Genomic DNA, 12715 nt, shown 5'->3' on the forward strand with positions numbered 1-12715 from the left:
TCATACTCGAAAAAATTCCGTTCACGAAAAATATTTATCCCGCCTGAAACGATACAGCCTTTCCAATGCGGATTATCCGCTCACTCCGGATTTGACAAACCGATTTTTTTCAAGAAAACGCGACTGTTATTTTCACATTATTTCATTTGTAACAAGTTATTGAATCCGATACGACCCCACTCGGAAAATACTAAATTCATATCATGATTCAGACTGATTTAATCGTTATACTTTCGATCGCCCGTCAAAACAAAAAAGCACAGAACATCATGGCGTCCGGCCATACACCAGAAAATTTGTATAAAACAGTAATGAGAACAGACTTATGAACATTTCCGATAAAACAAGAACATTCCGAAATCCCAAAGTCTGGATACCTGTGTCGGCCGTTATCGTACTGGTTCTGGCATCCCTTCTCTTCTGGATAACGACACGCGAAGACGATGTCACGTACATGACAGAAAAAGTCCGGACAGGCAATATCAGCCAGGTTGTCGAAGCGACCGGAGAAGTGGCGGCAGTCAATCTGGTCAGTGTCGGTGCACAGGTATCCGGCCAGATCAAAAAGCTTTATGTCGTTCTGGGGCAGGAAGTCAAACAAGGCGAAATGATTGCCGAAATCGATTCCCAGACACAGGAAAACACACTCAACACCGATAAGGCCAAACTGGACAACTACAAGGCCCAGCTCGAGGCAAGAAAAATTATCCTGGCGATTTCCAGAAAACAATATGACCGTGAACGCATCCTGATAAAAACGAATTCGACATCACAACAAAATCTCGAAAACGCCCGGGATGCCTATGCCACGGCCAAAGCCAATGTCAATGAAATGGAATCATTGATCCGGCAAACCCAGATTGCCATCAACACAGACGAAACCAATCTGGGCTATACCAAAATCCGTGCACCGCTGAACGGCACCATTGTGTCCGTTCCGGTTGAAGAAGGCCAGACCGTCAACGCCAACCAGACGACACCGACGATCGTGCAGATCGCCAACCTGAACGATATGGAAATCGATATCGAAATTTCAGAAGGCGATATCACCAAGGTAAAACCCGGAATGAAAATCGACTACACCATTCTTTCGGAACCTAATACCGTATTTCATGCCAGACTGGATTCAATCGATCCGGGTTTGACAACACTGACCGACGGCAGTTATGACAAATCCAGTTCATCAACCTCTTCCAGTTCATCCAGTAACGAAGCCGTTTATTATTATGGTCGCGCCTATGTTGACAATCCTGAAGGCAAACTCCGGATCGGTATGCTGACACAGAATACCATTCATGTTTCTTCCGCCGAAAACGTTCTTATCGTACCCAGCATTACCATTTCTTCACAACAGGGCAAGCATTTCGTCCGTGTATTGACCGACAAAAAGAAAGTCGAAAAAAGAGAAGTCGAGACCGGAATTTCCGACGGTGTCTTCACTGAAATCAAATCCGGACTGAACGATGGCGAACAGGTCATATCTTCTGAAGTCAGCAAAGGTGAACAGATCGGAGAAACGTCCCGAATGCGCAGGCCGAGGCTTTAAACATGAACATTATCGAATTGCGTGGTATCAACAAAGTTTATGGAACGGGTGAAAACCAGGTCCGTGTGCTAAAAGATGTCAATCTTGACATCGAATCCGGCGACTTCGTCGCTATCATCGGACAATCCGGTTCCGGGAAATCAACGCTGATGAATATCCTCGGTTGCCTAGATACGGCTAGTTCCGGCGATTACAAAATCGCAGGAGAAAACGTCGCAGGCATGACGCCGGACCAGCTTGCCGCCCTGCGAAGCCAGTATCTCGGGTTCATTTTCCAGAGATACAATTTGCTCTCCACATTAAACGCGGAAGAAAATGTCGAACTGCCCGCGATATATTCGGGCCTGAAACACCAGGAGAGGCAAACGAGAGCAGAAGAATTGCTCGCGAATCTTGATCTTGGAAACCGTATCGATCATTTGCCGTCCGAACTGTCCGGTGGCCAGCAGCAGCGGGTCAGTATCGCACGTGCCCTGATGAATGGCGGTGACATCATCCTTGCCGACGAACCTACGGGAGCGCTCGACTCAAAAAGCGGCGAGAATGTCATGGCCATTCTCAAAACGCTTAACGATAACGGCCATACCATCATTCTGGTCACCCATGACCAGAATGTCGCCAACTATGCCAACCGTGTCATCGAAATCAAAGATGGCACAATCATCGCGGACGAACGCAGGAAACCGAACAGAAACAGCAAACAGGAATACCATCCCAAGGAGGATAACCGCAATACCTTTGCCTATTTCAAGGACCAGTTCACCGAAGCATTCAGGATGTCCATACAGGCGATCAAGGCTCACAAAATGCGCTCGATCCTGACGATGTTGGGGATCATCATCGGTATTGCATCCGTTGTCTCCGTCGTTGCACTCGGAAAAGGATCGCAGGAAAAAATTCTGGCCGATATCAATTCAATGGGAACCAATACCATCGTTATCATGCCGGGTCACGGTTTTGGTGACCGCAACTCAAGCAAATACAAAACCCTGACGGTTCATGATTCGGATCTGCTGGCACGGCAGAGCTACGTCGACAGTGCAACTCCTGCCGTCAGCTCTTCCGGAACGCTGACCTGGCAAAACATCTCGGTTACGGCTCAATTGCAAGGCGTCGGGGAACAATATTTTGACGTCAAGGGACTCAAGTCCGAGGAAGGACGTTTTTTCAATCGCGAAGATGTCAAGAAGGGAAGCGCTGTTGTCGTCATCGACCAAAACACCAAAAACAAGCTCTTCCCCAATGGCGGCGATATCATCGGCAATACCATCATATTCAACCGTCAACCACTCAAAATCATTGGTATTTCCGAGAAACAGAATGCCAACTTCGGTCCATCCGATACACTGACGATGTGGTCTCCCTATACTGCCGTCATGAACCGCATCACCGGTGACCGCAACATTTCTTCTATCACTGTCAAAGTCAGGGACGACGTCAGCATGACCGCGGCAGAAAAAAACATCATCCGTTTTCTGACCGTCAAACATGGCAAGGAAGACTTCTTTACCGTCAATACGGACAGCATCCGGCAAACCATCGAAAGCACAACCGGAACCATGCGGCTGCTGATTTCCTGCATTGCGCTTATATCACTGGTTGTTGGAGGAATTGGCGTTATGAACATCATGCTGGTCTCGGTAACGGAACGGACTCGTGAAATCGGTATCCGGATGGCGGTCGGTGCACGAAGAAGCAGTGTACTGCAACAGTTCCTGATTGAAGCTGTCCTGATCTGTATCATTGGTGGATTTATCGGCATTCTGTTCGCTTTCGGTATCGGTCTCTTTTTCAGCATGTTCGTCAAGACATTTACCATGTCCTATTCCGCCGCCTCCATTATTCTTGCGCTGGCCTGTTCAACCCTGATTGGCGTTATTTTCGGATATATCCCTGCCCGGAACGCCTCTCGTCTCAACCCGGTGGATGCATTATGCGACTGATTCCCTGTGCCCTCTTCTGTCTCGTCATCGCCGGTTGTGCCACCCAGCCGTCCTTAACGATACCGGATACCGGACTGATAACCTATCAAGCGATTGCTTCCGATTTCCGGATCGATCGCGAATGGTGGAAGGCTTATAGCGACAAAAATCTGGATCGTATTGTCGAGCTGGCGATCGCCAATAATACTGATCTGAAAAAAAGCGCCATCACAGTGAACAAGGCACTTTACGAAGCCAACCTGCTCGGACAGGAACTGGTCCCTGAATTTTCAGGATCAGGAGGAGCTTCCACCACAACCAACACCAAGGCCGGTGAAACTACCCATAACTACACGGCTGAACTTGGTGTCAGCTATGAACTGGATTTATGGCGAAAACTGAGCAGCGCCGCCTCGGCACAGGAATGGGAATACAAAGCGACCCGGGAAGATCTGGAAACTGTACGACTGGCCCTGATCAATAATGTCGTCGACAGTTATTTTCACCTCGTCTATCTGAATCAGGCTATTCGTGTCACCGAACAGAATATCCGCTTTTATACACAACTTTTGCAAATCATCAATAATAAATATACAATGGGAAAGGTCGACGCTCTCGAGCCACTCACCGCGGAAAAATCCCTGCTCTCCTCCCAAAACAGTCTCATGACTCTTGAGACAACGCGCAAAACCGTCGAACAGACCTTGCGCAATCTGCTGAATCTGAAACCGGAAGACAAACTGGACATTCCGCTCGAGGATATTCTTTCCATCCCACTGACCAATGTCGATCTGGACATCCCTGTTGCAGCACTGGGTCTCCGTCCTGACGTAAAAGCTGCTGAATACCGGATACAATCAGCCTTTCTCGATTGGGAATCGGTCAAGGCAAGCGTCTATCCCGGCATTTCGATCGGCAGTACGTTAAGTGTCTCATCCGACAAGTCCAGTACCCTGTTCAACGTGCCGTTTCTGGCAGGCGCCGTGCAAATCAATCTTCCGTTTCTGCAATGGAATAAACTGAAATGGAATATCAAGATTTCCGAAGCCGACTTTGAAAATGCCAAACTGGATCTGACATCGGCTGTCAATACCGCACTGAACGAAGTGGACACCTACTACTATTCTTACCGGAAATCGCTTTCACTGCTTGACAATGTCAACCGGAAATACGATACCGATTCCAAAATCAGCATTTACAACCAGATGCGTTATGAAGCAGGTGCGGATGAACTGAAAGACTGGCTTGATGCGAAATGTTCCGAAAACCAGTCACTTCTGATTTTGCTCGAATCGAAATACAACACCATCAATTATGAAAACGCAATATACAAGGCATTGGGAGCAAGACTGACAAACCATTCAGAAGGAAACAGGCCTCAATGACATGCCAGAGGATGGCGCCATGATTGAGCATAAACAAAAAAGAATTGAAGTTTGTTCCATTCGATACAAACGGCCGTGTCTGGCAGACAGCATTTGCTAAAATGTTTTTTATTCCTGAACTCTTTTGAAAACCGGATCCATCATGCGTAACGCGCGAGCAAACATGATCGAGAACCAGATCCGTGCTGGTGGTGTTTATCTCCAGAACGTTTTTGATTCTCTTGATGCCATCAGACGTGAGGATTTCGTTCCTCCCGCCTATCACGAATACGCTTATGCCGAGATGGAAATACCTCTGCCATACGGACAAAACATGCTGACGCCCCTGACCGAAGCACTTGTCCTGCAAGCTGTTTCCGTCAGAAAAAACGATACCGTACTGGAAATCGGAACGGGTTCCGGTTACATGGCCGCACTTCTGGCACATGGTGCCAGACATGTGACAACAATCGAGATAGAACCCGGCTTGAAAGAAATGGCCGAAAACAACTTGTCACGTTACGGAGTGGAGAACGTCCGCGTTTTATGTGAAAACGGCTTTTGCATTGAGCAATATGCTCCTGATCGCTTATTTGATGTCATCGTATTCTCCGGCGCGGTTTCGTCCATTCCCGAAATTTTCACAAACCGTCTGGCAGACAATGGAAGAATGGCTGTCTTTTATGCGAACAATTCCTTTGTTCAGGCCCTTTTATTACAAAAAAACTCCGCAGTTGACCAGAATATCAAGATATTATTTGAAACATCCGTAAAACCTTTGCGAGAGCAGCTTCATCATTCTCATTTTTGTTTTTGAACAGGATTGACATTTTTATCCGATTTCATTTGGAGTAAGTATGCACTATCGCTCTGTCATACCCGTTATCGCCGGTTGTCTTTTCACGGCCAATGTATTTGCGGCTGATCTCATGCAAACTTACATGGAAGCGCTTGCCAATGATCCGCAGTATGCAAGTGCAAGGGCAGCACTGATGGCTGGACAGGAAAAAAGTACCCAGGGACTGTCCAAATTATTGCCCAATCTGAATGCCTCCGGCAGTTACGGCAGAAATTATCTCGAAGGTCTGGATTACACGGAAAACAAATACACCATCGCACTGACCCAGCCGATATTCAACTGGGCGAACTTCCAGAATTATGCCAACAGCAAACTGGAAGTCTCTATCAGTGAAGCGCAATTTGCCCAAGCCCAGCAAGACCTGATGATGCGTGTCGCCCAAGCCTATTTCGATGTGTTGACGGCACAGGATGTACTGACCTTTGCCCAGGCACAGAAAGCGGCTGTCGCCCAACAACTTGAACAAGCCAAGCGCAGTTTCGAGATCGGGACCGTTACGATTACCGATACCCATGAAGCGGAGGCTCGTTACAATCTGGCGGAATCGGACGAAATCGCCGCTATCAACGATCTGGAAGTCAAACGTACCGCACTGGAGCAAATCATTGGCCACCCTCCCGGAGTACTTGATCCGTTGAAAAAGGGAGTGACATTGAGTGCCCCGGAACCGAATGTCATGTCATCATGGGTCAATTCGGCGGAAAACCAGAATTATCAGGTTGTTCAATACCGGCTCTCCCATGAAATGGCAAAGCGCAATATTGAAATAAACAAGGCAGGGCATTATCCGACGGTCGATCTCGTCGCCTCCTATAACCATACCGATCATGCACAATACATGATCGACAGCAATGGCGGTATCCGCGACTACAACACATCCAAAATGGTCGGCGTGCAATGGAACATCCCGATCTTTTCCGGCTTCGGCGTAACCAGCAAGGTCAAGGAATCCATTGCACTGGAAGACAAGGCCCGCAACGATCTCGAAGCATCCCGCAGAAGCGCCGCACAACTGGCCAGACAATCCTACCTCGGTGTCAACAGTGGACTATCCCAGGTCAAGGCTCTTGAAGCAGCCGAAGTATCCAGTCTTTCTTCACTGGAGTCCAACAAGCTCGGATACGAAGTCGGTGTCCGTATCAATATCGATGTGTTGAATGCAGAGCAACAGGTATTCATGACCCGTCGCGATCTGACGCAAGCCCGCAACAACACGATCATCAACGGATTGCGACTGAAACAGGCGGCCGGAACATTGAATGAAGACGATCTCAAGCGTGTCAATATGCTTTTGCAGAAATAAGTAGCTTGTCACATCATTCAGGATTTCGTATAATTTCAAATTCCTTGAAGTGCTTGGTATAATTTGGCATTTCAGGCAATGGTGGACGTAGCTCAGTTGGTAGAGTCCAGGATTGTGATTCCTGTTGTCGTGGGTTCGAGCCCCATCGTCCACCCCAGAATATACAAAAAAGCCCGGATAAATCTCCGGGCTTTTTTACTGTGCCTTATATCGATAAACAAGATCTTCCTTTTTCAGCGTCGGACAGGTGATTTCCTGCAAACACCCGTCTTGCATGACACATATCCGTTGATCCAGACTCACAGCATCCAGTTCATGCGTTACCACCAGTAAAGTCATGCCTTTTGAATGGATTCTCTCCAGCAAATTCATGATGGTACGAATGGATGCCACATCCAGATCGCTTGTCGGTTCATCGGCAATGAGAATTTTCGGAGAATTTATCAATGCCCGTGCGATGGCAACACGACGCTGTTCTCCTCCTGAAAGCTGGGAAGGATACATATTGCGCAGATGAGCGGCCCCGACTTCATTTAACAAATAATCGGCACGTCCAGTGATATCGTCATGACTGCCGACAGAAAGATAATAAGGCAGGCGTACATTGTCCAGGATGGAAAAATTGTCCAGCAGGCTGTTTCCCTGGGGGATATAGCCTATCCACGAATTTCTTATCATTGACATCCTGCGGTCATCAAGCTGGGTCAGATTTCGGCCAAGCAAAACAATATTTCCTTCATCCGGTTTCAGCAATCCGGTAACAAGATTCAGAAACGTTGTCTTGCCACTTCCCGAACGACCAATAATCTGCACCAGATCACCTTGTTCGACAGCAAGATCGATTTCATTAACAGCTCGAAACAGTACGCCGTTACGCTGGAATTTCTTTGTCAGTCCATTGATTTTCAGCATGATCCGTTTCCTCTAACGGCAAATGAAATATCCATCCGCCCCAACCGACAGACAGAATAGAAGCAGGACAATGGGCCAATACCGACGGACAGAATCAGACTGAAAAGGGCCATCCCTGCCATTTTTCCATACGCTGGCAACAGAAACGGCAATTTAACTGCCATACTGATCAGTGTACTGAATGGAAAAAGAACCAGACAGGCCAAAAACAGCCCACACAATGCACCGCCAGTACTGACCATTAGTGATTCCGTCAATAAAATACGGTTCAGTTTCTTTCTGGACGCGCCAAGAATGCGCAACAGGCCGAATTCCCTTTTTCTTTCATTGACAATCATCGAAAAGACCAATGCCAGCACGCCCAATGCCGTTATCCATAACAAACCCGCCACACCAAAAGCGACATACGAAAAAGCATTCAATCGGGACGATATTCCACTGAACATGTTCTTCGTCATGATCATGTCCAGATTGTAGTCCATTGCATATTTGAAAAGGATCTCATTGGCGACTTTGCGTGGCTCAAATCCGGATTTGACATTGACCATCATGGTTGAAACGACGGGATGATCCGTTTTTATGCCATAAAGTGGAGCGATTTCCAGTTTTTCGATCATTTTCCTGGCCGTCGCCATATTCAGAAAAACGGATGTATCGAACCCCATTCCGGTACTGTCAAGTCGGGCAGCGATCCTGTATGGTTTTCCGAAGAAGGTGATTTCATCCCCTACTTTTCCCGCAACTTTATATCCGACAATCACTTCCCCATCACGAAGATCATGATGCAAGGTCCCGTCAATCCACGGCTGGATCACAAAATCGGATTGCGGCTCAAAACCGATAAGCTGGACAGGAAGCGAACAACAGGCGGCCTGAAGAGATGCGATAAAAATCTGTGATGAAACATTCCCGACACCAGGAAAAGACCGTATTTTCTCTTCCAGTTGCTGATCCAGATAAAATGTACTGGGTTCACCGCGTAACAGGGCACTTTGCAGCTGCTTTTCATAACCATACGGAATGATCATCAGATCGGCTCCCAGTCTTTTCGACATGCTTTCCATCCCGCTTTTGATACTGCCGGACAATACGGAACCACTGAACAGAACAAACGCAAACATGGCAACAATAAAAATCTGTCCGAATGTTCTGAACGGTTTCCGCCTGATATTTTCAAAAGCGATCCGGTATGTCGTTAAAGGTCTGCTTTTCATGATGGAAATGCAATACATGATTCTTTGCGGATCCGGAGATAAAACACATTTCCCAGGCCGACCAGCAACAACAATACACAAACGACCAGAATGGCCGGCAACATTCCGACACGACAGGGCATCGTACCGCCGGCACAAACGCCAATCAGAACGGTCGGTACCGCCATTGTCAGAATAGCGGTAACAACTACGACCAAAGAGAGGCCAAGACGGGCAAACACGGACTTCATCATACCGAGCAGAATACCTTCAAACACGATAAACAATCCGAGACTCATCGCCATTTGACCGGACCAGTGACATTTCATCGGAATATGCATGCCTGATGCGGTCTCAATCCATGCGGAACAGGGAGGCAACAAAAATTGGGTTACGACAGCCAGAAGCCCTCCCAAAAAAACAACGATACTACTTACAAACGAACGGTTACTCATTTTATTCTCACTCAGTTATTTCAAATTCCGCTGCGGCAACCCTAGCTTCCCTGGACTCGGAATATTTCACAATATGACCATGTTCCAGCACGATATGCCGTTCAGCATGCGCCGCCACTTCCAGAGAATGGGTTACCATCACAATAGAACTGCCTTCTTCATGAAGTTGCCGGAATATATCCATAACGATTTCCTCGTTTTCTCCATCCAGATTCCCTGTCGGCTCATCAGCCAGAATCAGCTTGGGATAATTGATCAGCGCCCTGGCAATACAGACTCTCTGTTGCTCACCCCCTGACAACTGGTTTGGCAAATGCTTCGCTCTCTGCCCGAGACCAACCCGTTCAAGCGCCTTCAGGGCTTCCTTCTCATCAACCATACTGTGGTAGTACTGGGCCATCATGACGTTTTCCAGTGCCGTCAAATAGGAAATCAGATGAAACTGTTGGAAAATCAGTCCGATTTTGTCGCGACGTATTTCGGTAAGATCCCGTGAAGAAGTCACTGTCAGATCCTGACCGTCCAGAATGACGGTTCCGAAAGACGGTTTATCCATACAACCGATAATATTCATCATGGTCGTTTTACCGGAACCGGAAGGCCCCATGATAGCCAGCCACTCCCCTTCTCTCACTGCCAGATTGATGTCCCGTAACGCGTGAACCGTACCGTAGACCATCGATACGTCCTTTAACTCCAGAATGTTCTTTTTCATACTTACTCACCTCGCAAAACAAGAGCCGGCTCGATACGAACCGCTCTTCTGACGGGCAATATGCAAGCGATTACCGTCACAACGACAGATAAACCCAGCGTTATGACAATAACGGCAGGTACAATCGAAACCGACCGTCCAAACACACTGAAACTGATGGCCGATGCAAAGAAATATCCCATCACACATCCAAGACATCCTCCCAGCACTCCCAGAACGATTCCAGTTCCCATGAACTCCGACACAATACTTCTGTTTTCGGCTCCGATCGCTTTTTTCAGACCGATTTCTTTACGGCGTTCCATAACCATGGCCATCATTGTCGTCGCGACACAAATCATGGTCAGCATGAGAATAACGGCAGTCACCAGATAAACCAGCATCTGCAACTTTTTCCAGCACGGTCGTTTCCGACCGGGTAATCCGTTTGACAAGCCGGGGAACGATATCCGGAGTATCCCGCTCAATATGTTGACGGTATAATTCGAGTTCTCCTGCGGGAGCGGCGACACTTAATTCCATTATTTCGACCGTGTCCGGAGTTTCCAGCAAGCCATTCAACAAATGCATGTCAAGAAAAACGAAGCCGTCTTCCTTGCCACCTGTTTTCAAAATACCTGCTATAGTCAGTTCCTGTCTGAAAGGCTTTCCATTCTCGTTCTTGCCCGCGACATTGACCACCTCTCCCGGCTTCAGCTTGGTCATTTCCGCTATATCATGCCCGACCAGTATTTCATTGTCATTTTTCGGATAGTTTCCATCGACTTGCCAATAAGGCCTTGTCTTTTCTACCTGCAGAAAATCGGTCCCTGCTCCGGTCAGTGGCAAATGGTTCATTGTCAGCGATTTGTATCGCCAGGGTGCCGCTCCGACGATTTTTTCCTGTGGAATTTCTTTTACAACACTCTCTATGACAGATAAATTCATCGCTGTCCTGCCCTCTGCCGGGACGAAAATCATATTGGCCCCATAAGATCGCATCTCACGCCCCATCTGCTCCGGAATATCCCGATAAACCGTCATCATCCCCATCAATACAGCTGCACCAATAGCGACAGCCAGCAAAGCTGTCAGCATCCGGCTCTTTCTTCGAACCAGAGAACTGAACAACATTTTGAAAAATAACGTACGCTTTTTTGAAAACACGGGATGACCTACCTTCCATGCAAAACCCGGTTGGGCTCAAGCGAAAGAAGAACCCTTAAGGCTGGCAAACTGCCGACGACAGCCACCGCGATAACGATCAGAACGACAATCGGGATAACGACAGCCTTCAATGCGATACTGACGCCAAAAACCGAATGACCGATAACCTGTGCCAATCCAAGTCCCACTCCATAACCGATTATTCCGCCAATAAAAGACATAGCGAGTATCTCGGACAGAATCAGAATGGACACCGCGCCATTTGTGGCTCCTATTGCTTTCATCAGTCCGATTTCGGTATTTCTTTCCATAACACTCATCGAGACCAGATTCGATATTCCCAGCGCGGAACAAGCCAGACTCAATACCGTCAACAACAACATCAGCAATTTGATCTTGCTTAGAATGGTTCCTTCAGACTCAGATACCTGCAAAACAGGTTTTGCCTTTACATTGGTCAGTACTTCCTCGATCTGATAAGCAATAGCACTGATATACGCCGTACAATACCAGGTGTCCCATTCTTTGCGCGACAAACTGTTCGGATCTTCTGCGGCACGTCGCGAAAGTTCGTTATCCGGTGTCGTCAACGCACTCACTTCAACCCGTTGAACCAACCTGTCATGTCCAGACATTTTTTGTACCAGTTTCAACGGAACAAAAATCTGCTCGTCCTCGCTACCTCCACTATAAAACGTCGAACGAACGGTCAACCATTCCGAACGCTGGTTATCCGGAGAAAAGACACGGATTCTGTCCCCCCGACTGATTTTGAGTCTTTCAGCCAGTACACCCCCTACCATGGCCCCTTCTGCATCCGAATCACTGGACCAGTTTCCGGAAACTTCCCACCACGATTTCATGTGACGCATTCCGGTATTGATAACATCGCCTGTCGGCAAATCCAGTTTTTTGTCGAACCATGTTCCAACCAGTACGACAGGCTCTGAAGCCCCCTCAAGCCGGACAGTCAAATCAAGATAGGGGGTGAAATCAACAATATTATTGGCCCAGAAAATGGTTTTCATTTTTCCAAGTTCATTTTCCGCAATGAACTTGTCTGCCACACCGGCACCCTTGTCGATTCCATACAGATCGCCCAACATGGATGCTCCACGAGGAATGACATTCAAATTGGCGCCATAGGTTTTAAGTTCCTGGTTGATTTTATCTTCTACGTCCATTACGACATTCAGCATGGCCGTCGAAAGCGAAACACCCAGCGCCATAGTCAATGCGATCATCAAAACTTTTCTTTTTTGCCGGAGCAGAGCGCTCTTCAGCATTCTCAAGAACATTT

12 protein-coding genes and 1 tRNA gene are annotated in these 12715 nt (G+C 47.6%); 6 read left to right on the forward strand and 7 right to left on the reverse strand.

Annotated features, from left to right (window positions below):
* Positions 1–325: 325 nt before the first annotated feature.
* The 6 genes from NB647_RS10005 (at position 326) to NB647_RS10030 (ending at position 7151) form a co-directional block, all read left to right on the forward strand.
* Complete coding sequence (locus NB647_RS10005; RefSeq protein ID WP_269283387.1) at positions 326–1546, forward strand: efflux RND transporter periplasmic adaptor subunit; 1221 nt, start codon at positions 326–328, stop codon at positions 1544–1546.
* A 2-nt stretch (positions 1547–1548) separates the two neighbouring features.
* The gene (locus tag NB647_RS10010; RefSeq protein WP_269264449.1) at positions 1549–3489 is read left to right on the forward strand and encodes a MacB family efflux pump subunit; all 1941 of its coding nucleotides are present in this window, start codon (positions 1549–1551) and stop codon (positions 3487–3489) included.
* Entirely contained in the window at positions 3480–4853 is a 1374-nt protein-coding gene (locus NB647_RS10015; protein ID WP_269283389.1) for a TolC family protein, read from the forward strand. The genes NB647_RS10010 and NB647_RS10015 overlap by 10 nt, the downstream gene beginning before the upstream one ends.
* Before the next feature lie 142 nt (positions 4854–4995).
* On the forward strand, positions 4996–5649 hold the full coding sequence (locus NB647_RS10020) for a protein-L-isoaspartate O-methyltransferase family protein (RefSeq protein WP_269283391.1): 654 nt from the start codon (positions 4996–4998) through the stop codon (positions 5647–5649).
* Positions 5650–5689: 40 nt separating this feature from the next.
* A complete protein-coding gene (locus tag NB647_RS10025) occupies positions 5690–6994 on the forward strand; it encodes a TolC family outer membrane protein (RefSeq protein WP_269283392.1) in 1305 nt (434 codons plus the stop codon).
* An 81-nt stretch (positions 6995–7075) separates the two neighbouring features.
* Positions 7076–7151, forward strand: a tRNA-His gene (locus NB647_RS10030).
* 38 nt (positions 7152–7189) lie between these two features.
* Here the strand turns inward: NB647_RS10030 and NB647_RS10035 are convergent.
* The 7 genes from NB647_RS10035 to NB647_RS10065 all read right to left on the reverse strand — a co-directional run bounded on the left by NB647_RS10035 (position 7190) and on the right by NB647_RS10065 (position 12713).
* Positions 7190–7906, reverse strand: coding sequence for an ABC transporter ATP-binding protein (locus NB647_RS10035; RefSeq protein ID WP_269283394.1), 717 nt, complete (start codon positions 7904–7906; stop codon positions 7190–7192).
* Entirely contained in the window at positions 7900–9120 is a 1221-nt protein-coding gene (locus NB647_RS10040; RefSeq protein ID WP_269283395.1) for an ABC transporter permease, read from the reverse strand. Before NB647_RS10040 ends, NB647_RS10035 begins: the two co-directional genes overlap by 7 nt.
* On the reverse strand, positions 9117–9554 hold the full coding sequence (locus NB647_RS10045; protein ID WP_269264454.1) for a DUF4418 family protein: 438 nt from the start codon (positions 9552–9554) through the stop codon (positions 9117–9119). Before NB647_RS10045 ends, NB647_RS10040 begins: the two co-directional genes overlap by 4 nt.
* Before the next feature lie 7 nt (positions 9555–9561).
* On the reverse strand, positions 9562–10269 hold the full coding sequence (locus NB647_RS10050; protein WP_269283397.1) for an ABC transporter ATP-binding protein: 708 nt from the start codon (positions 10267–10269) through the stop codon (positions 9562–9564).
* Between the two features lie 2 nt (positions 10270–10271).
* Positions 10272–10652: an ABC transporter permease gene (locus tag NB647_RS10055; RefSeq protein ID WP_332880335.1), complete on the reverse strand. Its 381-nt coding sequence runs from the start codon at positions 10650–10652 to the stop codon at positions 10272–10274.
* Positions 10561–11346, reverse strand: a complete 786-nt coding sequence (locus NB647_RS10060; protein WP_269283401.1) for an ABC transporter permease — start codon at positions 11344–11346, stop codon at positions 10561–10563. The genes NB647_RS10055 and NB647_RS10060 overlap by 92 nt, the downstream gene beginning before the upstream one ends.
* A gap of 77 nt (positions 11347–11423) precedes the next feature.
* The gene (locus NB647_RS10065) at positions 11424–12713 is read right to left on the reverse strand and encodes an ABC transporter permease (RefSeq protein ID WP_269283403.1); all 1290 of its coding nucleotides are present in this window, start codon (positions 12711–12713) and stop codon (positions 11424–11426) included.
* Positions 12714–12715: the final 2 nt, after the last annotated feature.

This window comes from Oxalobacter aliiformigenes (genome assembly GCF_027116575.1).
In the GTDB taxonomy this organism is placed as follows: Bacteria; Pseudomonadota; Gammaproteobacteria; order Burkholderiales; family Burkholderiaceae_D; genus Oxalobacter; species Oxalobacter aliiformigenes.

Coding starts and splice junctions, on each gene's coding strand:
- NB647_RS10035 (WP_269283394.1), bottom strand. CDS start 7,906: ATGCTGAAAATCAATGGACTGACAAAGAAATTCCAGCGTAACGGCGTA.
- NB647_RS10060 (WP_269283401.1), bottom strand. CDS start 11,346: ATGCTGACAGCTTTGCTGGCTGTCGCTATTGGTGCAGCTGTATTGATG.
- NB647_RS10020 (WP_269283391.1), top strand. CDS start 4,996: ATGCGTAACGCGCGAGCAAACATGATCGAGAACCAGATCCGTGCTGGT.
- NB647_RS10050 (WP_269283397.1), bottom strand. CDS start 10,269: ATGAAAAAGAACATTCTGGAGTTAAAGGACGTATCGATGGTCTACGGT.
- NB647_RS10045 (WP_269264454.1), bottom strand. CDS start 9,554: ATGAGTAACCGTTCGTTTGTAAGTAGTATCGTTGTTTTTTTGGGAGGG.
- NB647_RS10065 (WP_269283403.1), bottom strand. CDS start 12,713: ATGTTCTTGAGAATGCTGAAGAGCGCTCTGCTCCGGCAAAAAAGAAAA.
- NB647_RS10025 (WP_269283392.1), top strand. CDS start 5,690: ATGCACTATCGCTCTGTCATACCCGTTATCGCCGGTTGTCTTTTCACG.
- NB647_RS10055 (WP_332880335.1), bottom strand. CDS start 10,652: ATGCTGGTTTATCTGGTGACTGCCGTTATTCTCATGCTGACCATGATT.
- NB647_RS10015 (WP_269283389.1), top strand. CDS start 3,480: ATGCGACTGATTCCCTGTGCCCTCTTCTGTCTCGTCATCGCCGGTTGT.
- NB647_RS10010 (WP_269264449.1), top strand. CDS start 1,549: ATGAACATTATCGAATTGCGTGGTATCAACAAAGTTTATGGAACGGGT.
- NB647_RS10005 (WP_269283387.1), top strand. CDS start 326: ATGAACATTTCCGATAAAACAAGAACATTCCGAAATCCCAAAGTCTGG.
- NB647_RS10040 (WP_269283395.1), bottom strand. CDS start 9,120: ATGAAAAGCAGACCTTTAACGACATACCGGATCGCTTTTGAAAATATC.